Raw genomic sequence first — 23,211 nt, forward strand, 5'->3', positions numbered from 1 at the left:
TCGCCCGCCTACTGGACGTAATCGGGCGTTCCGACAACGCCGCGAGGTGCGGTACCAGGCGTCGCGAGCCAGGAGGGACTTTCGAAACACGCCCTGGTGCTGTGACCGCTCCGGGTCCCGGGCCGCCGTCGCCGGAGTTGCGTCCGGCGGTGGCGGCGGGAGGGTGCCAGAGTGGGTCCCGTGCTGATCGGGATGGTGTGCGCGCTCGCGGCCGCGGTCTGTTTCGGTACCGCCTCCGTGCTCCAGGCGGTGGCCGCGCGGGCGGCCGAGCCCGGGACGGGGTCGGGGGTGGACGCGGCGCTGCTGCTGCGGGCGCTGCGGCAGTGGCGGTACCTGGCGGGCCTCAGCCTGGACGGGATCGGCTTCGTCTTCCAGATCATCGCCCTGCGCTCGATCCCGATCTACGCCGTCGGTGCGGCGCTGGCCGCCAGCCTGGCCGTGACGGCGGTGGTCGCGGCGCGCCTGCTGAAGGTCCGGCTCAGCGGTACGGAGTGGGGTGCGGTGGGGGTGGTCTGCCTCGGTCTCGCGCTGCTGGGGCTGGCCTCGGGGGCGGAGGGCTCGCGGCCCGGGAGTACGGCGCTCAAGTGGTCGATGCTGGGCGCCGCGGCGGCGGTGCTGCTGGTGGGGGCGGTGGCGGGGCGGCTGCCGGACCGGGCGCGGGCGCTGGTCCTGGGGCTGGGGGCGGGGACGGGCTTCGGGGTGGTGGAGGTCGCGGTGCGGCTGATCGACGGCTTCGCGCCGGGGGCGTTGGTGGCGAATCCGGCGACGTACGCGCTGCTGTTGGGGGGTGGGGCGGCGTTCCTGCTGCTGACCTCGGCGCTGCAGCGGGGGTCGGTGACGGCGGCCACGGCCGGGTTGGTGCTGGGCGAGACGGTCGGGCCGGCGGTGGTCGGGGTGGTGTGGCTGGGTGACCGCACCCGTGACGGGCTGGCCTGGCTGGCCGTCCTCGGCTTCGCGGTAGCCGTATCGGGCGCCCTGACCCTGGCCCGCTTCGGCGAACCGCCCCCGCCTCCGCCCCACCCAGACCGTCCCGAACCCGGCCCCGCCTAGGCGACCCCACAGCGCCTCCGGCGGCGCCTCAAACGCCGGCGAGGCTGAACTGACCAGCACGCCCCCGGCCGACCAAACAGGCCGAGCCAAATCAAGCCGGCACCCGCCCACAAGCCCGGTCAAATCCAGCCCCGCCGGCGGGGCTGAACTGACCAGCACGCCCCCCGGCCGACCAAACAGGCCGAGCCAAATCAAGCCCCGCCGGCGATTGAGGCGCCGCCGGAGGCGACGCCGGCCACCCAGCGGCGGGAAGGCGACCCCTCGACCCGGCGGAGCCGGGGTGCCTCCGGCGGCGCCTCAAACGCCGGCGGGGCTGAATGGGCCGGCATGGCCATCGGCGAAGCTGTATTGGCCGATGGGCCATCGGCGGGGGTGAACTGGCCGGCAGGGCCATCGGCGGGGCTGGATTGGCCGGCAGGGGCGTTACGGGAGGGTGGCCGTCAAGGCGGTCAGGGTGGGGGTCCAGGCGCTGTCGGAGGGGGTGCCGTAGCCGACGATGAGGGCGTCGCGCGGCGGCATGTCGGCATCGGGATGCCGGAAGCGCCCGAGGCCCTCCAGGGCCAGCTCCTGCCAGGCGGCCGCCTGGAGCACCGACCGCTCCGTCCCCCCGGGAAGGTCCAGCACGGCATGCAACCCCGCCGCGATCCCGGACACGGCGACCCGCTCCCCCACCGCCGCCACCAACTCGTCGCGCCGCCGCCGGTACCGCAGCCGCATACCGCGCACGTGCCGGTCGTACGCCCCGGAGACGAGGAACTGCGCCAGCGTCAGCTGGTCCAGCGCGCTGGAGGTCCAGTCGGTGCGGCCCTTGACCGCGAGGACCTCGTCCACGAGCCCCGGCGGCGCGACGATCCACCCCATGCGCAGCCCCGGCGCCAGGGACTTGCTGGCGGTGCCGAGGTAGACCACCCGGTCCGGGTCGAGGCCCTGGAGCGCGCCGACCGGCTGCCGGTCGTAGCGGAACTCGCCGTCGTAGTCGTCCTCCAGGATCAGGCCCCCGGTGGACCGCGCCCAGTCGACGGCGGCCGCCCGCCGCCCGGGCGTCAGCGCGACCCCGGTGGGGAACTGGTGCGCGGGGGTCAGCAGCACGGCCCCCGCCCCCGTCCCGGCGAGCTCCGCCGTCCGCGCCCCGCAGTCGTCCACCGGCACGGGCCGGGTCCGCAGCCCGCCGCTCACGAGGAGGTCGCGGTGCACGTCCAGGCTGTACGCCTCCACCACCGTCTCCCGGACCCGGCGCGCCCGCAGCACCCGGGTCATCAGCTGCAGTCCGTGCGCGAAGCCGGAGCACAGCACGATGCGTTCGGGGTCGGCGTGGACCCCGCGCGCCCGGGCCAGGTACCCGGCGAGCGCCTCCCGCAGCTCCACCCGCCCGCGCGGGTCGCCGCCGTAGCCGAAGGCCTCGTTCGGGGCGTCGGTGAGCGCCCGCCGGGCCGCGCTGAGCCAGGCCGCGCGGGGGAAGCCGCCGAGGTCCGGGGAGCCGGGCATGAGGCTGTACGAGGGCCCCCGGCGCGCGGGGCGGCGTACCGGCGCCGGCGCGGCGGCCCGGCGCGGGCGGACCCGCTCGGCGACCCGGGTCCCGGAGCCCTGGCGGGCCGTGAGCCAGCCCTCGGCGACCAGTTCGGCGTAGGCCTCGGCGACCGTGTTGCGGGCGATTCCGAGGTCGGCGGCGAGGGTACGGGAGGAGGGGAGCCGGGTGCCGGGGGCGAGCCGCCCGCCCCGCGCGGCCTCGCGCAGCGATTCGGTGAGTCCGGCGCGCAATCCGCGTCCCGCGACCAGTTCGAGGTGCAGGTCAGCGCCGAAAGTGGCCCATGAATCCGTCATGAATATGGACCATAGCGGTGGGCCGCCCGCTGCGTACGGTGGATCCATGACCACGAACGCACAGCACTCCGCACACGACCACCACGCCCCCGAGCACACCCCCCGGATGCAGATCGCCAAGCTCGCCCCCGAGGTCTACAAGGCGGTCCTCGCCCTGGAGATCGCCTCGAAGAAGGGCCTGGACCCGGCCCTCGTCGAGCTGGTGAAGATCCGCGCCTCGCAGCTGAACCACTGTGCCTTCTGTCTGGACATGCACACCAAGGACGCGATCGCGGCGGGCGAGAGCGTCGACCGCATCGTCCTGCTCAGCGCCTGGGAGGAGTCGCGGCACTTCTACACCGAGAAGGAGCTGGCCGCGATCGCGCTGACCGAGGCCGTGACCGTCCTGACCGACGGCTTCGTTCCCGACGAGGTGTACGCGACGGCCGCGAAGCACTTCGAGGAGGCCGAGCTGGCCCAGTTGATCGCCGTGATCGCGACGATCAACGTGTGGAACCGCTTCGGCGTCACCACCCGCCTGGTCCCGGGCCACTACACCCCGGGCATGTACAAGAGCTGACCTCGCGGTCTACGGGTGGAACGCCGCCACGGCTGCCGTGAGGTGGGCCTGGACGGTGTCCCACTCGGCGGCGGGTCCGGCGGACAGCAGGGCCCACTTGTTGCCGTCCTGGGCGTAGAAGACCCGTTCGACGCCCCGGCGGCGGCCGTGCGACTCCGCGCTGTCGTACTCGTAGACCAGCTCGCAGGCGCCCGAGCCGCCGGGAACCGCGCCGACCCTGATCTCGGTGTAGCCGCTGGTGCGGTTGCGCAGGTCGGCCGAGGCTCCCTTGACCGCGTCGAGGGGGCTCAGTTCCGGTTCGACCACCTGGAAGATCTGGAGCAGCGAGGAGCGGTCGGCGGAGCGGTAGAAGATGCCGTTGCCGGGGTCGTCGCGGTTCCAGCCCTTGGGCACCGCGACCGTGAAGCCCTTCGGGTCGGTCACGCTCACGTGCTCGCCCGCCGACGCGCTCGCGCTCGTACTCGCACTGGGCGAGGTCGAGGCGGACGGCGAGGGTGAGGCCGAGGCCGAGGCCGACGGCGTCCCCGTCGGTTCCCCGGAGGCCGGAGCGGAGACGGTGGGCGTGGCGGTGCCCTGCGCCTGGTCCGGGGCCGAGCCGCCGGTGTCGCGCAGCACGAACCAGACGACGGCCGCGCCGATCACCACGGCGGCCACCGCGATGCCCGCCGTGGCCGGGGTCATCCAGCGGCGCGACGGCCCGTCCCCGCCCGCGCCCCCGCCCGGGAACACGAGCGGCGGCGGCCCGTACGGCGGCTGCTGCTGCACGGGCAGCTGCTGCGTGTAGGCGGGCGGGAGCGGCGGCAGCGACCCGGGGTCCGGCGGCCCGTACACGGGGTGCGCCGGCGGCACCCCGTACGGGGGCGCGACGGGCGGTTCGACGGGCCGCGCGGGCGGTTCGGCGGGCTGCGCGGGCAGCGTCGGCGGGGCGGTCGGCGGCGCCGCGGAGGGCGCGGCGGGCGCGGAGTCCCAGACCCAGCGCTGCGCCTGCGGGTCCCAGCGGGGCGCGCCGGGGGCGGCGGGGGGCACGGCTCAGCCCCCCAGCGACACGAGCAGGGCGCCGAGCGCGGTCGCCGCGTTCAGCGGCTCGACCAGCGGAGCCCAGCGGGTGAGGGCCGCGCGCAGCCGCGCCGGGAGGCCGGGCCGGATGGTGTCGGCGTCCTCCAGCTCCGCCGCGACCCCGTCCAGTTCGGCGTCGAGGGCGGTGCGGTCCGCGCCGCGGGGCAGCCGGACCAGCGCGGCGCGCAGGTCCAGTACCGCTTCCAGCAGTTCCTCGGGGCCGGGCGCGGCCGCGGCCCCGCCGTGGTGGACCGTGTTGGTGACGTTGCTGCCACCGATGCTGAAGCTGCTCCCGCTCACGTCGCCGATCTGGACGGGCCGTCCGGCACCGTCCCCGCCGCGCTCCCGGCCGTGCTCCTGCTCACCGCTGATGTCCACCGCTGCTCCTCCTACCCGGGTTGGTGGTGTTGGTGTGTCCGCTGCCGCCGACGCTGAAGGCGCTGTTGTTCACCGATTGGATGAACGTGCCGCCCTCCGCGATGGTGATCGCGCGCTGGGCGAACTCCTCGGTGTGCCAGCCCGCTTCGTGCAGGGCCAGTGTCACACCGCTCACCACCCGGTCCTGAACGGTTTTCAAGTACCGGTCGAGGTCCATGAGGTGGAAGAGCGAGCCCCTGTCCTGGGAGGCGAGTTCGCGCACCGAGAGGCCGGGGCCCTCCGGGAGGGCGCCGCCATGGCCGCCGGTGATGATCCGCCACCAACTGGCGATGCCGCGGCCGAGGATGACGACGGAGGAGGCGAGCGAGCGCGGGGTGTGGCGCAGCGCCCAGGCGGCCTTGCCGAGCCAGTTGTTGTGGAGGTAGCGGTGGGCGTCGGCGTCGGCGTTCTGGAAGACGACGCGCAGCGGCAGCAGGACGTGCGGCGCGACCTCCAGCATCATCATGCCGCCCTGGGTGTGGACGCGGACGAAGAGGGTGACCACGAGGTTCTCGTCCCAGCCGCCCACCCGGATGCGCAGGAAGTGGCGGCGGCGTTCGCCGCCCTCCTCGATGGCCGCGCCCATGTGCTCGGCCCAGGTGTCCGGGGTGAGCGGGACGGCGTCGCGGTGCGGCAGCCCGCCGCCGGGCAGGAACACGCACTCGTCGACGACGAGTTCGCGCATCCGGTCCAGTACGGCGGCCTCCGCGGCCGGGGAGCCGTGCGGCGAGGGCACCCGCAGGGCGTGCAGCAGCGGGCCGATCCGGCGCACGATGTCGCTGTTGGTGAGCGGGACGGCCTTGCGGTCGGGGCCGAGGTCCTCGCGCGGGCGCAGCTCCACGGACAGGTGCCACGGGCGGAAGGGCTCGCCCGCGCCGCAGAACGGGTCGTTGATGTTGTACATGATCAGCGGGTTGTGCTGCTCGACCCGGATCCGGCCGCGGATCCGGCCGAAGCGCTCGCCGGGAGCGGCCTCGGCGGGGTCGCCCGCGAGGTCGGCGTACCGGCGCGGGGAGAGCTCCCCGGCGATGGCCCGGGCGGCCTGGCCGCGTTGCAGCCAGACGAGCGCGACCAGGGCGAGGAAGACGGCGAGGACCCACCACAGCGCGGCGGACGCCTGGCTCCCGGAGGAGCCGGCGGAGTAGTCGTCGTAGCCGGAGGAGAAGGCGTCGCCCGAACCGGTGACGGAGCCCGTGAAGCCGTTCAGGAGGGCGTCGGCGCCGACGGCGCCCAGCGGCCCGAAGGCGTCCCCGGCGGCCAGTCCCACGCCGACGAGGGCGACGATCAGGACGGTCATCAGCACCCAGGTGTAGACGCGCACCACCACGCCCAGGATGCGCACCAGGCGGTTGTCCTGGGCGCGCAGCCAGCCGGACAGGCTCATGAGCAGGAAGGGCAGCAGCAGGGCGATGAGCGCGCCGCCGGTGAGGATCATGCCGACGAACCAGGCGCCGACCATCCCGGCGGCCCAGCCCAGTTCCGCGCGGCGGGCGCGCAGCGCGTGGGCGAGGACGCGGGCGGCGTCGAAGCCGTACGAGGGGGCGACGATGCGCTCCTCGTGGACGTACAGCTCGTTGATCACCTGGTCGCGGTAGCGGGCGTCTATGTAGGTGCCCGCGCACAGCATGCGGCCCGCTTCGCTGAGCGCCGGGTGCACCGGGGAGCGGCCGCCCCGGACGTCGTCACCGCCGCCGCCACGGTCGGCGGGTGTGGGCTGGTGGGGAACAGGGAGGTCGGTCACCGGGCGACCTTAGGGGTGTTTCAACTGCCCGGACAGTCGAATCCAAGCCAAAGCGCCCCGGCCAGGTTTGGCCGGGGCGCAAGGGACGTGAGAGGTGCGGCTGTGCGACTGATTGCACGGCCGACCGTGCGACTAGATGAGGCCCAGCTCGCGGACCGCGTCGCGCTCCTCGACCAGCTCGGCCACGGAGGCGTCGATGCGGGCGCGGGAGAACTCGTTGACGTCCAGGCCCTGGACGATCTCGTACTTGCCGTCCTTGGTGGTGACCGGGAAGGACGAGATGATGCCGGTCGGCACGCCGTAGGAGCCGTCCGACGGGATGCCCATGGAGGTCCAGTCGCCCTCGGCGGTGCCGTTGACCCACGTGTACACGTGGTCGATGGCGGCGTTGGCGGCCGAGGCGGCCGAGGACGCGCCACGGGCCTCGATGATCGCCGCGCCGCGCTTGGCGACGGTCGGGATGAAGTCGTCGGCGAGCCAGGCCTGGTCGGCGATCAGCTCGGCGGCGTTCTTGCCCGCGATCTCCGCGTGGAAGATGTCCGGGTACTGGGTGGCCGAGTGGTTGCCCCAGATGGTGAGGCGCTTGATGTCGGAGACGGCGGCGCCGGTCTTGGCGGCCAGCTGCGAGATCGCGCGGTTGTGGTCCAGGCGGGTCATCGCGGTGAAGCGCTCGGCCGGTACGTCCGGGGCGGCGGCCTGCGCGATGAGCGCGTTGGTGTTGGCCGGGTTGCCGACGACGAGGACCTTGATGTCGTCCGCGGCGTTGTCGTTGATGGCCTTGCCCTGGGGCTTGAAGATGCCACCGTTGGCCGCGAGCAGGTCGCCGCGCTCCATGCCCTTGGTGCGCGGGCGGGCGCCGACCAGGAGGGCGACGTTCGCGCCGTCGAAGGCCTTGTTGGCGTCATCGGTGATCTCGATGCCGCGCAGCAGCGGGAAGGCGCAGTCGTCGAGCTCCATGGCGGTGCCCTCGGCGGCCTTGAGGCCCTGCGGGATCTCCAGGAGGCGCAGGTTGACCGGCACGTCCGGGCCGAGCAGGTGACCGGACGCGATGCGGAAGAGCAGCGCGTAGCCGATCTGGCCGGCGGCGCCGGTGACGGTGACATTCACGGGAGTGCGGGTCATGGCCTTCTCCGTTGGACAGCTGGCGGTGGGGCGTCACCGCCCCCTGTGCGGGCGGACGCCGCTCCCTATCCGCACTGAATCTTGACGTGAAGAGACATCCGCCGTCAGGCTATCCGACCCTGGGCCGGCCCATGCGCCGGGTCCGTGTGGTCCGTGGCACACGAACGGGTGCACCGGCCGGATTTCCCCGGCCGGTGCACCCGTTCGGACGATCGTTCAGGCCGCGGCCCGCCCCTGCTGCCTGGCTTCCGCCAGCAGGTCGGCGAACTTCCGGCGCGCCACGGCGATCTCCCCGGACAGGGCCCGCGCGGTGCGCTCCGCCGGTACGCACCCCCGCACCCGGGGGCAGTCCGGCCCGGCGGTTTCGGCCACGAGCACCGGGCCCGGGGCGTCCGGGTCGCCCACCGTGAGGTCCCAGGTGTTCCACCAGGTGCCGCCGGCTCCGCGGTCCTGGCCCAGCTCCCGGAACACCGCTTCGATCCGCAGCTCCAGCCCGGCCGGTCCGTGCGCCCCGACCCAGATGCTGAACTCGGCCTCCGGGACCTCCAGCCGGATCTGGCTGCCGATGAAGGAAGCGCTGATCAGACCGGGGATCCGCTGGGCGGAGACGGCGGCGGCCAGATGGATCGCCGGCCCCTGCACCTGGACGGGCCGCCGGTTCATTCCGACCCCTCCCGGGAGCGGCGCGCCCCGGCCCCGGCCCCGACCGACACCGGCGCCGGTACGGACGTCGGGACGGTCACCGGAGGACGGACCGCCCTGGCGGCCTCGGCCTGCTCGGCCACGGCTTCCGGCGAGCGCCGCGCGTTGCGCATCGCCTCCTTCGCCACCGACAGGAAGAACGCCGGGTAGCTGCGGTCGACGTACTTCGCCAGGGTGGTGACCTCGTCGTGCCGGGCCCGCAGCCGGTTGATCGACACGGTCATCGCCGCGTGGTGCTCGACGTGCAGGTTGTTGCCGTTGGTGTACCAGGTGCTGAACCAGCTGCCCGTGATGGAGCGGGTGTTGCGCAGTACGTCCGTGGTCTCCGTGTCGCACAGGATGTGCTCCGGCAGCTCCAGGAAGAAGTGCATCGGCGCCGCGACGAGCAGCGGCAGCACCCACAGTTCCAGCACCGGCCCGCCGTAACCGGCCAGCGCCAGGGCCACCGCGGCCACGGGCAGGACGGCCATCCACCGGTACTCGGACATGATCTCGCCGCGCCTGCGGTCCGAGATGTCCCCGGCGTCGTACTCCCAGGTGCCCCGCCAGCTGCGGACGATCTCGCGGCCGATCACGTACAGCCGCGAGTAGTCGAAGGCGCCGCGGGCCAACATCCCCCAGGTGAGGGGCGCCCGGGTGTCGAAGCCGAAGAACTCCGAGTCCTGCGGGGTCCCGAGCGCCTTGTGGTGCTGGAGGTGGCGCACCCGGTAGTGGGTGTACGACACGAGCAGCGGCAGCCCGAGCGGGATCCCGACGATCCGGTGCGGCTTGGCGGAGGTGAAGGCGGTGTGGTGCAGCGCCTGGTGCTGGAGTTCCACCATGTGCGTGTAGACGGCGGCGAGCAGCACGACCCCCGCCGCGGAGGGCAGCAGTGCGTCCTGCGCCGTGAGCAGGACGCCCGCGGCCACGAGCGCCGCGGCGACGCACAGCTTGATGATGTAGATGGTCTGGTCGTTCCCGGTCACGCGGGCCCGTGCGTACAGGAGCTGTGGCTTCCGGGGTATTTCTGCGATCGGCATCGATTCCACCCGTTCTCGACGTTCCCTGTCGGCTGTCCCGGCCCTGACGGGCCCCGGCTGCTAGCGGAGTGCCTTCATGGCGTCCCAGATGCGCGTGTAGTAGCCGTTGGCCACGCGCACCCGGGTCAGCACGCCGAGGGAGATCTCCCGCAGCAGACCGGGCGAGCGGTCCACGAGCGGTACGAAGACCCCCTCGAACCACTCGGCGCCGTGATCGGCGTCGACGTGGACGTGGATCCGCTGGTAGTCGATGACGTCCTCCGGGACGCCGAGGCGCCGGCAGCCGTCGACCATCGCCTGGAAGCGCGGCGAGGCGCTCTGCTCCAGGACGCCCATCGCGCCGAGGGCGCGGGGGTTGAGGTGGCGGTGGATGCCGTACTGGAGGAGCAGCGAGGCGTTCTCGTACGCCTCGGGGAACTGGAGGTTGGAGTAGTCGATGCCGGACTGCGCCAGGTGCGTGCGCATGTACTGGGCGGAGTGCTCGAACATCCGGGTGTGGATGTGCTCGATGTTGCCCTCGCCCATCTCGTCCCAGTAGTTCTCGGCGATGGTGAGCTTGGTGGGGCCCTGGGTGCCGATCTGCACCAAGGCCATCAGGTCGTCGAACTTGCTGTCGACGAGCTCCTCGCCCATGAAGAAGAGGGCGATCTCGTTGAGGTCGGCCTCGTCGGCGAGGTAGGCACAGAACTCGGGCTGGGTGTGCTGGTCCGCGGTGGTCAGGAACCAGCTGCGGAACTCCGCCCCCGTCTTCGGCAGCGTGGCGGGGTCCACCTGGCCGTCCTCCCAGGACAGCCAGGCGTCCTCGATCGCCGTGATGCCCGGGTCGCCGTTGAGCCGGGGGATCGAGGAGAAGTCCTCGGGCCCCGCCATGTAGGCGACGTAGTGGGCGTGCAGTCGTTTGAAGAGCTTCAGCCGCACTTCGCGGTCATGTGGTCCGGACTGCGGAAAAGCCTTGAGCAGGTCGTTCGCGAGCTCCTGGTCAAAAGAATTCGAGGAACCCGATACGGTGGAAATGAGAGGGGCAGCAAGGGCAGTGGCCATTGTTACCGTTCCCTTCTTGAGAGTCTCGTCCTAAACAAGACTCTGCCGTGTCCGGGACTCCCCGGAGAAGGGCTCTCAAGGTTCAGCTAACCGCATTGCCGGAATACGCAGGAGGTCTGTCCGCGGATTCCTCCGGGCCGGCGCCCGCCGGCTCGACGGCCTCCTTTCCCTTCTTCGCGGCCGGCTTTTCCTTGGCCACGACGAAGACCCCGCCGACCACCAGGACCATGCCGACCAGGTGGTAGGCGCGCAGCTGCTCGCCGAGCAGCAGGACGGACAGCACGGCGCCACTGACCGGGGTGAGCGCCGTGAAGGCCGCCACCACCGTGGTGTCCACGCTGTCGAGGCTGTCGTACATGAGCACGACCGCGATGCCGTTGATGGCCACCCCGGTGTAGGCCATCAGGGCCCAGGTCTGCCAGCCCACCCCGGCCAGGGAGGCGCCCCAGTGCGACTCGAAGCCCGCCGGCACCAGGAACATCAGCGCCCCGGCCACCGACAGGATCAGCGAGAGCCGGGCGGGCGCGATGGGCGTCCGCAGCAGTTTGCCGAAGGTGACGAAGACCGCCTCGCACAGCACCGAGCACACGAGCAGCAGCACGCCGAGCGCCGCGTGCGCACCGGCCGTGCGCCCGCCGCCGCTCATCACGTTGATGCTCACGGCCCCCAGCACGGCCAGCGCGATCCCCAGCCCGCGCCGCCCGGTCAGCCGCTCCCCGAGGAAGACGACGGCGACCAGGCTGATCGAGATGGGCACCATGCCGAGGAGCACGCCGGCCTCGATGGCCCCGGTGAACTTCACCCCGTACATGGCGAAGACGCTGAACAGGAACACCCCGAGCAGGGTCTGCGCGAAGAGCACCGCGGCGTCGCGGCGCCCGGGCCGGGCGGGCCGCGCGCCGCCGCGCTCCGGGGGCCGCAGCCGCACGTACACGGCGAGCACCACGACCGCGGCGACCAGGCGCACGAAGGTGGCGGTGAAGACCGGCACCTCGCGCAGGATCAGCTTGCTCGCGACGAGGTACGAGCCGAGGAGGACCGTCGCGACCGTCATCTTGACGTGGACGGCGCGCATCACGCCCGCCCGGCGCCCGCGGTGGCCGCCTCGGCGGCGGGGACCGGCTCCGCCGCCCCGGCGTGGGCGAGGGCGTACTCCACGATGGCCTGGGTGTGCACGTGGACCGTGTCGATCACCGGGGCGTCGAAGTCCTCCGGCCGGACCACCAGCGGCACCTCGGTGCAGGCCAGGACGAGCGCCTGCGCGCCCTGCGCGAGGACGTCGTTGGAGATCCGCAGGAAGCGGTCGCGGGTGGCCTGGGAGATGGTGCCCGTGCACAGCTCGCGCTCGATGGAGTACTGCATGAAGGCCCGGTCGTCCGCCTCGGGGACGACGACCTCGATGCCGCGGGCGGTGAACTCGTCGCGGTAGAAGGACTCCTCCATCGAGAAGGCCGAACCCAGCAGTCCGATCTTGGTGAAGCCGAGGCGCTCGGTCTCCGCCGCGGTCACCTTGCAGATGTTGATGAGCGGGAGGTCGGTCTGCGCGGTGACCAGGTCGGCGTACTCGTGGACGGTGTTGCAGCAGATCGCGAAGAAGTCGGCGCCGCCGGCCTGCAGGCGGCGCGCGGCGCCCGCGATCTGGCCGGCCACCGAGTCGCCGTCCCGGGCCGCGATCGCTTCCACCATCGGCTGGAAGTCCAGGCTTTCCAGGGCGATGCGCGGAGAATGCGCGAGACCGAGCCGACTGTTGATCTCGCGGTTTATGCGGTAGTAGTAGGTGATCGTCGACGGGAAGCTCAATCCCCCGACGAGCCCGATCTTCAGCACCTGGGGGGTCGCGCCTGTTCCCGAGCCGTCATCCGTTGCGTTCATCACTGCTCCTCCGTAATCCGGAAAATTCCAGAGATACCTACCGACTGTGCATTCCCCGGGCGGGCCCGGGAAGGTACGGTCATGGTTCGGCTTTACGCAGTGCGGTTATCCACGCAACGGATGATCAGCGAATGATCCCGGTCCGGGCGATTATTCGGGGGACTATCCGACCCGGAAGACCTGTCCGGTCTGGTGGCCCTCGATCGACTTCACGTAGGCGGCCGCGGCCCGGGCCACCGGGACGGCGTCGAATCCGGCGAAGGTGTCGCCGTAGACGTCCATGGACTCCTCGAAGACCGTCGGGCTGACCGCGTTGATCCGCTGGCGGCCCGGGAGTTCGATGGCGGCCGCGCGGACGAAGGCCTCGACGGCGCCGTTGGCGAGGGAGGAGACCGCGCCGGTGAGCAGGAACTCGCGGGCCAGGATGCCGGTGATGAGGGTGAACGAACCGTGCGCGGGGAGCCGCTCCAGACCCTGGAGGACCAGCTCGATCTGGCTGACGGCCTTGCCTTCGAGGCCGGCCCGGATGTCCTGGGTGGTCAGCTCGCCCACGGGCTTCCACGGGACGCTGCCCGCCGCGCTCGCGACCGCGTCGACCGGGCCCGCCTGGTCGTAGAGGGAGCGGATGGATGCGGGGTCGGTGATGTCGACGAAGAAGTCCGAGTCCTTGCGGGAAGCGGTGACGACCTCGTGGTCGCGCTCCCGCAGGGCCGTGTGGACCGCTCGTCCGAGTGTTCCGTTCGCGCCGATCAGCAGAATCTTCATGGACCGAGGATGGCGCGGGAAAGACAGTGAAGTCCAGCTACTCAGGCTTCAACCATCATTAAGATGAACTCATGCTTGATGTGAAGCGCATGGTGATCCTGCGTGACCTGGCACAACACGGAAAGGTGACCGCGGTCGCCGACCTCCACGGCGTGACCCCGTCCGCCGTGTCCCAGCAGCTGCGGGCCCTGGAGTCGGAGGCGGGCGCCTCGCTCATGCGCCGCGAGGGGCGCGGGCTGCGGCTCACGGCCGCCGGAGCGGCCCTCGCGGCCGAGTGCGAGCACGTCCTGGCGGCGCTGGAGCGCGCCGAGGGGGCGGTGCGCGCGCTCGACGACGACCTCAGCGGGGAGCTGGGCATCGGCTGCGCGCCGAGCGCCCTGGGGCCAGTCGCGGCGCCGCTCGTCGCGGAGCTGGCCCGGCGCCACCCGCTGCTGCGGCCCCGGATCGTGCAGGCCGAGCCGGAGGACGCCGTCCCGCGGCTGCGCCGGCGGGAGCTGGACCTGGTCGTCACCTACCACTACCACCTGCTGGGCGAGCCGCCGGCGATCGGCACCACCTCGGTGCCGCTGTTCGACGACCCGCTCTGCCTGGCGCTGCCGCAGGCGCTGCGGCCGGCCGTGGCGCGGGAGGGGCTCGCGGCCCTGCGCGACCACGCGTGGATCTCCGCGCCGGCGCCCAGCAGCTGCCGCGAGATGCTGCTGCACGCCTGCCGCAACGCCGGCTTCACCCCGCGGATCGAGCACGACTGCGGCGATCTGCGCGGGGCGCTGTGGCTGGTCGCCACCGGGCACGCGGTGACGATCCTGCCCAAGCTGCTGTGCGACGCCCCGCCGCCCGGCACCGCGATCCTCACCCTCCCGGGACGCGGCCGCACCATCGAGGCCCTGGTCCGTACGGGCGCCAAGGCCCAGCCCGCCATCGCGGCGACCCTGGCGGTCCTGGCGGGGCTGAACGCCGGGGCGCCGGGGCTCAGCGGACCGTGAAGCGCACGGCGTCCGTCAGGAACGGGATCTCCAGCCACGGCTTCGGCTCCGTCACCAGCGAGAGCAGGATGATCGCGACGCCGAGGACGCCGTAGGTGACCATGTCCGTGAAGCGGGAGCGCACCGCGAGCATCCCCACGGACGGCAGCACCCGCCGCATCACCGCGGCGGCGACCAGCGCCACCCCGATGAACAGGCAGCCCACCCGGGAGTAGCCGAAAGCGGTGATGAGCAGCCCGGCGGCGGTGGCCCCGAGCACGCTCAACATCGGCCACTGGCGCGCCGGCGCGGGAGCGCCGCCGGGCGCCGCCCGGCCGCCACCCTCGGGCCGGGCGGTGTCGCGCGTGACGGAGGGCGGCCGCCGCGAGGGGCGCGCGGCGCCCTGCTCCGCCGCCCGCCCCGCGCCCGCGCCCGCCTCGGCCTGGGGCTCGGCCTCGCCGGCGCCCCGCGGGTCCGCCCCGCTCACGCGGTCTCCGCCGCCGGAACCAGCCGCTCCGCCGCCTCCACCACGTTCACCAGCAGCTGCGCCCGCGTCATGGGACCGACACCGCCCGGATTGGGGGACAGCCACCCGGCCACCTCCGCGACCCCCGGGTGCACGTCCCCGACGATCTTCCCGTTCTCGTCCCGGCTGACGCCGACGTCGAGGACCGCCGCCCCCGGCTTCACGTCCTCGGGCTTGACCAGGTGCGGCACGCCCGCGGCCGCGACCACGATGTCCGCCTGCCGCAGCAGCGCCGGCAGGTCGCGCGTACCGGTGTGGCACAGCGTCACGGTGGCGTTCTCCGACTTGCGGGTCAGCAGCAGGCCGATGGACCGGCCCACGGTGATCCCGCGGCCGAGCACCACCACGTGCGCGCCGTTGATCTCCACGTCGTGGTGCCGCAGCAGTTCCACGATGCCGTAGGGGGTGCAGGGCAGCGGGCCCGGCTCGCCCAGCACCAACCGGCCCAGGGACATCGGGTGCAGGCCGTCGGCGTCCTTCGCCGGGTCCATCAGTTCGAGCACGCGGTTGGTGTCGATGCCCTTGGGGAGCGGCAGTTGGACGATGTACCCCGTGCACTCGGGGTTGTCGTTGAGTTCACGGACGACCGCTTCGATGTCCTCCTGGGAGGCGGTCGCGGGCAGTTCGCGCTGGATCGAGGCGATGCCGACCTCGGCGCAGTCCTTGTGCTTGCCGTTGACGTACCAGCGGCTCCCGGGATCGTCGCCGACCAGCAGGGTGCCCAGGCCGGGGGTGATGCCCCGGGCCGTGAGGGCCGCCACGCGGGCCGTCAGTTCGGACTTGATCGCGGACGCGGTGGCCTTGCCATCGAGAATCTGGGCGGTCATGGACCCATCCTCCCGGATGGACCGCCCCCGGTTCCACTCGCACCACTCGTGATGACCGGCCAAGACACCCGTACCAGGGCCCGGTTCATTGCACTTGCACAACAAGTGGCGCCCTCAAGCGCCAATCGACTGGACAATGCGGGCCGGACCCGACCACGATGGCGGCAATAGTGCCGCGGGCAGTGCCGGGGGGCGGACCGCATTCGCAAGAGTTCCTCCGTGCTGACCACGCGTCCCCGCACTTCTACGGAGGAACACCCCAACATGAGCTTCGGCGACCCGAACAACCCGTACGGCCAGCAGCAGCAGCCGCAGGGCGGACAGCCCGGCTACGGCTACCCGCAGCAGGCCCCTCAGGGTGTCCCGCCGCAGGGCGGCTACGGCTACCCGCAGCAGGGTGCCCCCGCCGGTTACCCGGGTGCTCCCGTCGGCTACCCGGGCGGGCCCGTCGAGATGCCGGGCGGCGTCAAGGGCGCCCGCATCATGCTCTACATCCTGGGCGGCCTGCAGGCCCTCGGCGGCGTGGTCGCGATGATCGCCTCGGCTTGGGTCGCGGACATGATTTCGGGCGCCGACACCTCGTCGACCTCGGGGCTCAGCAGCGCCGACACCGACAAGGCGGCCGCCTTCGGGGCGGGCGCCATGATCGCCGTGGGCGTGCTCATCCTGGGCTTCGCCCTGTGGGGCATCCTCACCGCCGCCAAGCTGGGCAAGGGTGGCAGCGGTGTGCGCATCTCGGGCATCATCTACGCCTCCGTCGTCACCCTGTTCAGCCTGATCAGCCTGCTGACCGCGAACGTCTTCGCGCTCATCAGCCTGGTGCTCGGCATCCTCGTCATCGTCTTCCTGGCCAAGGGCGAGGCGGGCCAGTACTTCAACCGCCCGCGCTTCTGAGCCGGACGGCAGCACCACACACGCCGAAGGCCGCGACCCGCAGTGCGGGTCGCGGCCTTCGGCGTTCTCACACCTGCCGGATCAGTGGAAGAAGTGGCGCGTCCCGGTGAAGTACATCGTGACGCCCGCCTTCCGCGCGGCCTCGATGACCTGCTCGTCACGGACCGAGCCGCCCGGCTGCACCACGGCCTTGATGCCCGCGGCGGTCAGGATCTCCAACCCGTCGGGGAAGGGGAAGAAGGCGTCCGACGCGGCGTACGAGCCCTGCGCGCGCTCGGCTCCGGCCCGCTCGACGGCGAGCTTCGCCGAGTCGACGCGGTTGACCTGACCCATGCCGACGCCGACCGAGGCACGGTCCTTGGCCAGCAGGATCGCGTTCGACTTGACCGCGCGGCAGGCCGTCCAGGCGAAGGCCAGCTCGGCGAGTTCGGCCGCCGACAGGGCGTCACCGGTGGCGAGCGTCCAGTTCGCCGGGTCGTCGCCCTCGGCCTGGAAGAGGTCCGAGTGCTGGAGCAGCGCGCCGCCGCTGATCTGCTTCAGGTCGCCCGGCTGGTGCGGGTCGCCGTCCACCTTCAGGACGCGGATGTTCTTCTTCTTGGCGAGGACCTCCAGGGCGCCGTCCTCGTACGCCGGGGCGGCGATGACCTCGGTGAAGATCTCCGCGACCTGCTCGGCGAGCGCGACGGTCACCGGGCGGTTGACCGCGATGACGCCGCCGAAGGCCGAGAGCGGGTCGCAGGCGTGCGCCTTGCGGTGCGCCTCGGCGACGTCCGCGCCGACCGCGATGCCGCAGGGGTTGGCGTGCTTGATGATCGCGACGCAGGGCTCGTCGTGGTCGTAGGCGGCGCGGCGGGCGGCCTCGGTGTCCAGGTAGTTGTTGAAGGACATCTCCTTGCCGTGCAGCTGCTCGGCGTTGGCGAGCCCGCCCGGCTGGCCGTCCGTGTACAGCGCGGCGGACTGGTGCGGGTTCTCGCCGTAGCGCAGGCTCGCCTTGCGGTCCCAGGCACCGGCCAGGAACTCGGGGAGCACGGCGCCCTCTTCCGGAGCGTACGCATTCGTGAACCAGGAGGCCACGGCGACGTCGTAGGCGGCGGTGTGCTGGAAGGCCTCGGCCGCCAGCCGCTTGCGCGCGGTCAGGTCGAAGCCGCCGCCGCGGGCCGCGGTGAGGACGTCGGCGTAGCGCTCGGGGCTGGTCACCACGGCGACCGACGGGTGGTTCTTGGCCGCGGCGCGGACCATCGAGGGGCCGCCGATGTCGATCTGCTCGACGCACTCGTCGGGGCTGGCGCCGGAGGCGACGGTCTCCCGGAAGGGGTACAGGTTGACGATCACCAGGTCGAAGGGCTCGACCTCCAGCTCGGCGAGCTGGCGGCGGTGGTCCTCCAGGCGCAGGTCCGCGAGGATGCCCGCGTGCACGCGGGGGTGCAGGGTCTTGACCCGGCCGTCCAGGCACTCGGGGAAGCCGGTCAGCTCCTCGACCTTGGTGACGGGCACCCCGGCGGCGGCGATCTTCGAGGCGGTGGAGCCGGTGGAGACGAGCGTGACGCCCGCCTCGTGCAGGCCGCGGGCCAGCTCTTCCAGTCCCGTCTTGTCGTAGACGCTCACGAGCGCGCGCCGGATCGGCCGCTGGGTCGTCACGGGGTCGTTGCTCTCTGCGGTCTCTACGGCGGTCACTGGATTGTTACCTTTCGTCCCTCAATGCGGTAGCCGTGCCGGGCCAGGCGCCCCACGACATCGACGAGCAGCGTGCGCTCGACTTCCTTGATGCGCTCATGGAGAGCGGCTTCGTCGTCCTCGCCCAGGACCTCGACCACACCCTGGGCGATGATCGGACCGGTGTCCACGCCGGTGTCCACGAAGTGGACCGTGCACCCGGTGACCTTCGCGCCGTACGCGAGGGCGTCCCGTACGCCGTGCGCGCCGGGGAAGGCGGGCAGCAGGGCGGGGTGGGTGTTGATGAACCGGCCGCCGAAGCGGTCGATGAACCGCTCGCCCACGATCTTCATGAACCCGGCGGAGACCACCAGGTCCGGCTCGAAGGCGGCGGTGGCCTCGGTGAGCGCGGCGTCCCACTCCGCGCGGCTGGCGTACCCCTTGACGGGACACACGAACGTGGGGATGCCGGCCTTCTCGGCCCGCTCCAGACCCACGATGTTCTCGCGGTCGGCCCCCACGGCGACGACTTCGGCGCCCAGATCGACGGCATCGAGCAGGGCCTGGAGGTTGGTGCCGGAGCCGGAGACCAGCACGACCAGGCGGGAGGCGGCCATGGGAGGCCCTTTCTTGCGGAATGCGGGTTTCGTCTTTGTACGGTCGTACGAAACTCGGGCACCCCGATATACGGGGGACCATACGAAGCCACCGACCGCCTGCAACGATACCGGCACACCGGACGGCCCCCGAGGGACGGGGGGACGACCGGCAGGTAGCGTCAGGCATACAAGCCGTTCACGGTCATTTACACCGGACACGGCAGCCACGGGCCCACCAGCCACACCACCACACAGGGGAAGAAACGCACCCGATGCCGGACCGCCGTCAGCCCTCCTCTCCCACACCGCCCTCCGCGCCCGACGACTCCCCCCGGCAGGACAACCCCTTCGCGGCTCCCCCGGAGGGGCGGCCCGACCAGCCCTGGGCGCCGAGGCACGGCGCGGACGAACAGGAACGCCGCGGCCGGGACGGCGGTGACGGCGGACCGGACGGCCTCGGGGGCGGCCCGGCCCGCTGGGACCCGTCCGACCCCGTCCAGCGGCGCGCCCGGTACGCGCTGCTCGCGGGCATGTGGGGCTTCTTCCTCGGCGTGTTCGGCATCCCGTCGGTGGGCCTGCTGCTGGGGGCGCTCGCGCTGTACTGGGGCGTGAGCGCGCTGCGCGCCAAGCGCCCCGAGCCGGCGGAAGCGACGGGCACGGCCGGCGCGGCCCCGGCCGAGAGCGGCCTGGCCTCCCTGGGCCCGGCGGCCCGCCCCCAGCGCGCGGCCGCGATCAGCGGCCTGGTCACGGCGACGCTGGCCCTGGTCCTGGCCCTGGGCACCTACGGCCTGCAGATCGCGTACAAGGACTTCTACGTCTGCCGCGACGACGCCCTCACGCACACGGCCGAGCTCCAGTGCAACACCCAACTCCCGAACAACTTCCTGGGCGACCTCCTGAAGGTCCCCCAGTAACCGCCCCCCACCCGACACCCGCCGGTCCCGGGCCAACCCAGCCCACCCGGCCAACCCAGCCCCGCCGGCGTTTGAGGCGCCGCCGGAGGCACCGGATCCACCGCGGGGGCCGGGCCAACCCAGCCCGCCCGGCCAACCCAGCCCCACCGGCGTTTGAGGCGCCGCCGGAGGCACCGGATCCACCGCGGGGGCCGGGCCAACCCAGCCCGCCCGGCCAATCCAGCCCCGCCGGCGTTTGAGGCGCCGCCGGAGGCACCGCGACCGCCGGGGCCCGAGCCGAGCACTCGCCCGGAACGGGCCGGGGGCCGGGCCCCCGCCGCTAGCCCTCGCCCGGCGGCACCCGCCTGGTCATGACCCGTGCGCCCCCCACCGCGGGCGTCAGGCCCCCCGCCCGCGGCGGATCGGGCACGCCCGGCTCCACGTCGGCAGCCAGCTCCTCCAGGGCCACCCGCAACGTCGCGGCCACGTCACCCCCACCCGGCGGCCCCGGTACCGGTACCGGCACCACGGAACCCACGGAGTCCGGAGCCGGCAGCACGGAAGGCTCAGACGGCGCAGACGGCGGGGCCGGCGGGCCCGGCGGCGTCCAAGGGGCCGGGAACTCCGGAACCAAGGTCCCCGCGGCCTTGCGGAGGGCCGCCCACCGAAGCTCCCGCACCCCGCTGTCGTGCCAGCCCCCCGCCCGCTCCCCCCGCTCCGCCCGCGCCAACCGCACCGGCCGCTCTCGCCACCCGTGCACCACCAGCGCCACCGGCACCGCCAACCCCACCGTCCACCCCGCCGCCGCGGCTCCGGTCGTCCACCACACCGGACCGAAGTCGGCCAGCTCCCGCGAGCCCAGCGGCCCCCCGGCGATCGCCGCGAGCCCGCCCAGCAGCAACCCGCACACCACCCCGCCCAGCGCCGCGGTCAGCGCGGTCTCCGCGTAGGAGACCTCCCGGGCCCGCCGCACCGCGAACCACCCCACCACCAGCCCGGCGGCCACCGGGATCACGCCCACCGCCCAGGTCAGCAGCGAGCCGGGCCCCTCCGGCGGCAGTCCCGCCAGCAGCGGGAAGCCCGGCATCGCGGGCGATCCGGCGAAGCCGAGCGGGGTCGCGGTCGCCCCGGTGCCCACGGCGAAGCCCGGCCCGAGCGCGTACGCCGCACCCCACACCGCCGCGTTCGGCACCAGCCCCAGCGCCACCAGCAGCACCGCGAAGCGGCCCGACCACACCCCGGTCAGCGACAGGAACGACGCCTGGACCTCCCCGGCGTGCCAGGCCAGCGAGGCCGCGAGCAACAGCGCGCCCCCGCCGACGAGTACGAGCGCCCCCGCGCTCCCGGCCCGCAGCGCCAGCGCGTACCGGGGGCGCGTACAGGCCCTGCGCACGCCGCTGGGCACCCAGGCCGGCCAGTGCACGCCCGGGCGGCCCCGGGCGGCCCAGACCCCGGCGGCGGCCGAGACCACCGCGACCAGCGGCACGTGCCAGGCCGCACTGAGCGGATCGGCCGGCACCGGCCCCCGGGCCGCGTACACGGTGGCGCCCGCCCCGACGGCGAGGTAGCCGCAGAGCACCGCGGCGAAGACCGTGCCGGCGGACAGCACTTCGCCCCCGGCCGCGCCGGCGCCGTCGTCGCCGCCACCCCCGTCGTCGGTCGCGAGCCGCGCCGCCCGCCGCATGAGGAGGATGGGCAGGCCCAGCAGCAGCAAGGGAGTGATCCCCACCGGCGCCGGCACCCCGGACAGGGTGTCGTACCTGATCAGCTCGGTCCCGTGGGCGAGCAGCCACAGCCCGGCCGCCACGTGCAGGGCCCCGCCGGGGCCGCTGTCGGGGTACGGCGAGCTGATCCACAGCACGATGACGAGGACGGCGACGCAGCCGAGCCCCAGTCCGGCGGCCACGGCCCCGCTCAGCACGCACGCGGCGGCCGCCGGGGAACGGCGCCGTCCGCCGGACCGCGGCGTCGCCGGCAAGGACGTCCCGCGTTCGGTCACTTGGGTCACCCCGCCATGGTGCCAACGACACGCGCTATGGGCGGGTAACAGGCGAATGCCCGTGGTGTCGCTCAATATACGTTTATGTACTTTTTCGCCCAGGGCTGCCGGGTCGCGGGGAGTGTGGCATGACACAAAGCATCGAGACGACCTCGGAGCTGGCCCTTCCCTCCCCGAAGGAACGCCGCAGACTGCGCGAGGCGGCCGAGCTGACCCATGACGACGTCGCCACCGCCGTCGGCGTGACCCCCTCCACGGTCCGCTCCTGGGAGACCGGCCGCACGGCCCCCCGGGGCCGCAAGCGCGAGGCGTACGTCAAGCTGCTGACCGGCGCGGACGGGCCCGAGGCGGCCGAGGTGGCCGACGGCGACGGCTCCGGCATCCCCGTGACCGGCGCCGCCGGCGATCCCGTGCACAACTCCACGGCCGGGACGCCCGGCGCCGCCCTCCGCGTCGCCGGTGCGGTACGGGCCTTCACCAAGGCCGGCGGCGCGGCGCGGCCCACCGCGGCCCAGACCCGACCGAAGGCCGCCGCCAAGCGGGCCGCGAAGCCCCCCGCCGGATCACCCGGGCACGAGACCAGGACCGCCGCCCCCACCGGGCACCGCTCCCCCCACCCGGCCCCGACGCCGGCGCCTCCCGCAGCCGCTCCCGACCCGGCGCCGGCCCCGGCAGCGGCACCGGAACCGGCCCCGCAACCGGCCGCCGCGGCCGACGCCGACGCCGACTCCGCCGCGCCCGAAGCCCGGGACCGGCCGGAGCCGGCGCCCCTCGCCCCCGCCGAAGCCTTCGACGCGCTCTACGGCTACGCCGCGCCCGCCCTCGTACGGCAGACGTACCTGCTCACCGGGCGCCGCGCCCTCGCCCGCGAGTCCGTCGAGCGCGCCTTCCACCGGGCCTGGCAGCAGTGGCCCGAGGTCGCCACCGACCCCGATCCCGTCGGATGGGTGCGCGCGGCGGCGTACGAGTACGCGCTCTCGCCCTGGCACCGGCTCGGGCGGGCGCACCGGCACCCCGACCGGCCGCCGGCCGAGCCCGCCGACCGCATCCTCATGGACGCGATGCTGTCGCTGCCTCCCACCCACCGGCGCACCGTGCTGCTCTACGACGGCATCGGCCTCGACCTGCCGGACACCGCCGCCGAGACCGAGGCCAGCACCCCGACCGCCGGAAACCGGCTGGTCAACGCGCATGCCGAGCTCGCCGACCGGCTGCCCGAGCTGGTCGACGTAGCGCCGGAGAAGCAGTCGGCGCTGCTGCGCGAACGGCTGGGCTCGCTCACGCCCGCCGTGTCCCTCGAACCGCGTCCGGCGGCGGACGTGCGGCGCACCTCGGAGCACCGCACCCGCTTCTGGACCCGTGCGGTCGTCGGGCTGACGGCGGCGATCGCGGCGGCGACCGCCTACACGGCCGTGACGGCGCCGACGCGGTACGAGCCGGTGCCGGCCCCCGGGGCCACCGTCGCCGGCGTGCCCGCCCCGCACAACGGTCCGCCGCGGCTCAGCGACACGAGCAGGGAACTGCACGAGAAGCTCCGCTCGGAGCCGGCCGCCGGCCCCCACCGGCTGCACCCGAAGGGCGAATAGCGCGGAAACGGGCGTGGGGGGGGGGGGGGGGGGGGGGGGGGGGGGGGGGGGGGGGGGGGGGGGGGGGGGGGGGGGGGGGGGGGGGGGGGGGGGGGGGGGGGGGGGGG

22 protein-coding genes are annotated in these 23,211 nt (G+C 73.5%); 6 read left to right on the top strand and 16 right to left on the bottom strand.

The window, feature by feature from the left end; all coding sequences use genetic code 11:
- Positions 1-192: 192 nt before the first annotated feature.
- Complete coding sequence (locus tag ACZ4UB_RS38700) at positions 193-1,050, top strand: DMT family protein (protein WP_468077879.1); 858 nt, start codon at positions 193-195, stop codon at positions 1,048-1,050.
- A 423-nt stretch (positions 1,051-1,473) separates the two neighbouring features.
- Here ACZ4UB_RS38700 and pdxR read toward each other — a convergent pair whose 3' ends face one another.
- Entirely contained in the window at positions 1,474-2,871 is a 1,398-nt protein-coding gene (gene pdxR / locus ACZ4UB_RS38705; protein WP_468077848.1) for a MocR-like pyridoxine biosynthesis transcription factor PdxR, read from the bottom strand.
- Positions 2,872-2,917: 46 nt separating this feature from the next.
- Here pdxR and ACZ4UB_RS38710 point away from each other — a divergent pair, with 46 nt between their 5' ends.
- Complete coding sequence (locus ACZ4UB_RS38710; RefSeq protein ID WP_354384576.1) at positions 2,918-3,430, top strand: carboxymuconolactone decarboxylase family protein; 513 nt, start codon at positions 2,918-2,920, stop codon at positions 3,428-3,430.
- Positions 3,431-3,439: 9 nt separating this feature from the next.
- Here the strand turns inward: ACZ4UB_RS38710 and ACZ4UB_RS38715 are convergent, their stop codons facing one another.
- The 10 genes from ACZ4UB_RS38715 to ACZ4UB_RS38760 all read right to left on the bottom strand — a co-directional run bounded on the left by ACZ4UB_RS38715 (position 3,440) and on the right by ACZ4UB_RS38760 (position 13,165).
- Positions 3,440-4,456, bottom strand: coding sequence for a hypothetical protein (locus tag ACZ4UB_RS38715; protein WP_468077850.1), 1,017 nt, complete (start codon positions 4,454-4,456; stop codon positions 3,440-3,442).
- Between the two features lie 3 nt (positions 4,457-4,459).
- Positions 4,460-4,864, bottom strand: a complete 405-nt coding sequence (locus ACZ4UB_RS38720; protein WP_468077852.1) for a hypothetical protein — start codon at positions 4,862-4,864, stop codon at positions 4,460-4,462.
- Positions 4,848-6,644 (bottom strand): hypothetical protein, encoded by a 1,797-nt coding sequence (locus tag ACZ4UB_RS38725; protein WP_468077854.1) that lies wholly within the window; start codon positions 6,642-6,644, stop codon positions 4,848-4,850. Before ACZ4UB_RS38725 ends, ACZ4UB_RS38720 begins: the two co-directional genes overlap by 17 nt.
- A gap of 132 nt (positions 6,645-6,776) precedes the next feature.
- Positions 6,777-7,766 carry a malate dehydrogenase gene (locus ACZ4UB_RS38730; protein WP_354384580.1) on the bottom strand — a complete coding sequence of 330 codons (990 nt, stop codon included), beginning with the start codon at positions 7,764-7,766 and terminating at the stop codon, positions 6,777-6,779.
- 216 nt (positions 7,767-7,982) lie between these two features.
- Complete coding sequence (locus tag ACZ4UB_RS38735; RefSeq protein ID WP_354384581.1) at positions 7,983-8,429, bottom strand: hypothetical protein; 447 nt, start codon at positions 8,427-8,429, stop codon at positions 7,983-7,985.
- A complete protein-coding gene (locus tag ACZ4UB_RS38740; protein WP_468077857.1) occupies positions 8,426-9,433 on the bottom strand; it encodes a fatty acid desaturase family protein in 1,008 nt (335 codons plus the stop codon). The genes ACZ4UB_RS38735 and ACZ4UB_RS38740 overlap by 4 nt, the downstream gene beginning before the upstream one ends.
- 114 nt (positions 9,434-9,547) lie before the next feature.
- Positions 9,548-10,405: an iron-containing redox enzyme family protein gene (locus ACZ4UB_RS38745; RefSeq protein ID WP_468077859.1), complete on the bottom strand. Its 858-nt coding sequence runs from the start codon at positions 10,403-10,405 to the stop codon at positions 9,548-9,550.
- 205 nt (positions 10,406-10,610) lie between these two features.
- On the bottom strand, positions 10,611-11,603 hold the full coding sequence (locus tag ACZ4UB_RS38750; protein ID WP_468077861.1) for a DMT family transporter: 993 nt from the start codon (positions 11,601-11,603) through the stop codon (positions 10,611-10,613).
- Positions 11,603-12,400, bottom strand: a complete 798-nt coding sequence (locus ACZ4UB_RS38755; RefSeq protein ID WP_468077863.1) for an aspartate/glutamate racemase family protein — start codon at positions 12,398-12,400, stop codon at positions 11,603-11,605. The genes ACZ4UB_RS38750 and ACZ4UB_RS38755 overlap by 1 nt, the downstream gene beginning before the upstream one ends.
- A gap of 162 nt (positions 12,401-12,562) precedes the next feature.
- Positions 12,563-13,165: a short chain dehydrogenase gene (locus ACZ4UB_RS38760; RefSeq protein WP_404012353.1), complete on the bottom strand. Its 603-nt coding sequence runs from the start codon at positions 13,163-13,165 to the stop codon at positions 12,563-12,565.
- A 71-nt stretch (positions 13,166-13,236) separates the two neighbouring features.
- On the opposite strand from ACZ4UB_RS38760, the gene ACZ4UB_RS38765 reads away from it, so the two are divergent.
- Positions 13,237-14,148 carry a LysR family transcriptional regulator gene (locus ACZ4UB_RS38765; RefSeq protein ID WP_468077865.1) on the top strand — a complete coding sequence of 304 codons (912 nt, stop codon included), beginning with the start codon at positions 13,237-13,239 and terminating at the stop codon, positions 14,146-14,148.
- Here ACZ4UB_RS38765 and ACZ4UB_RS38770 read toward each other — a convergent pair.
- Together ACZ4UB_RS38770 and ACZ4UB_RS38775 are read right to left on the bottom strand one after the other, a co-directional pair.
- The gene (locus ACZ4UB_RS38770) at positions 14,135-14,614 is read right to left on the bottom strand and encodes a DUF3017 domain-containing protein (protein WP_468077867.1); all 480 of its coding nucleotides are present in this window, start codon (positions 14,612-14,614) and stop codon (positions 14,135-14,137) included. The two genes, ACZ4UB_RS38765 and ACZ4UB_RS38770, sit on opposite strands and share 14 nt — an antisense overlap.
- Positions 14,611-15,480, bottom strand: a complete 870-nt coding sequence (locus tag ACZ4UB_RS38775; protein WP_468077869.1) for a bifunctional methylenetetrahydrofolate dehydrogenase/methenyltetrahydrofolate cyclohydrolase — start codon at positions 15,478-15,480, stop codon at positions 14,611-14,613. Before ACZ4UB_RS38775 ends, ACZ4UB_RS38770 begins: the two co-directional genes overlap by 4 nt.
- Positions 15,481-15,744: 264 nt before the next feature.
- On the opposite strand from ACZ4UB_RS38775, the gene ACZ4UB_RS38780 reads away from it, so the two are divergent.
- On the top strand, positions 15,745-16,374 hold the full coding sequence (locus ACZ4UB_RS38780) for a proline-rich domain-containing protein (RefSeq protein WP_468077871.1): 630 nt from the start codon (positions 15,745-15,747) through the stop codon (positions 16,372-16,374).
- An 81-nt stretch (positions 16,375-16,455) separates the two neighbouring features.
- Here the strand turns inward: ACZ4UB_RS38780 and purH are convergent, their stop codons facing one another.
- A complete protein-coding gene (gene purH / locus ACZ4UB_RS38785; RefSeq protein WP_354384591.1) occupies positions 16,456-18,048 on the bottom strand; it encodes a bifunctional phosphoribosylaminoimidazolecarboxamide formyltransferase/IMP cyclohydrolase in 1,593 nt (530 codons plus the stop codon).
- Entirely contained in the window at positions 18,045-18,644 is a 600-nt protein-coding gene (gene purN, locus ACZ4UB_RS38790; protein WP_467965698.1) for a phosphoribosylglycinamide formyltransferase, read from the bottom strand. The genes purH and purN overlap by 4 nt, the downstream gene beginning before the upstream one ends.
- Before the next feature lie 254 nt (positions 18,645-18,898).
- Here purN and ACZ4UB_RS38795 point away from each other — a divergent pair, with 254 nt between their 5' ends.
- The gene (locus tag ACZ4UB_RS38795; RefSeq protein ID WP_468077873.1) at positions 18,899-19,540 is read left to right on the top strand and encodes a hypothetical protein; all 642 of its coding nucleotides are present in this window, start codon (positions 18,899-18,901) and stop codon (positions 19,538-19,540) included.
- Between the two features lie 319 nt (positions 19,541-19,859).
- Here the strand turns inward: ACZ4UB_RS38795 and ACZ4UB_RS38800 are convergent, their stop codons facing one another.
- The gene (locus ACZ4UB_RS38800) at positions 19,860-21,527 is read right to left on the bottom strand and encodes a cell division protein PerM (protein ID WP_468077875.1); all 1,668 of its coding nucleotides are present in this window, start codon (positions 21,525-21,527) and stop codon (positions 19,860-19,862) included.
- 119 nt (positions 21,528-21,646) lie between these two features.
- Here ACZ4UB_RS38800 and ACZ4UB_RS38805 point away from each other — a divergent pair, with 119 nt between their 5' ends.
- On the top strand, positions 21,647-23,104 hold the full coding sequence (locus ACZ4UB_RS38805; RefSeq protein ID WP_468077877.1) for a helix-turn-helix domain-containing protein: 1,458 nt from the start codon (positions 21,647-21,649) through the stop codon (positions 23,102-23,104).
- The last annotated feature ends 107 nt before the right edge of the window (positions 23,105-23,211 follow it).

It is taken from the genome of Streptomyces sp. NPDC028419 (assembly GCF_055565515.1).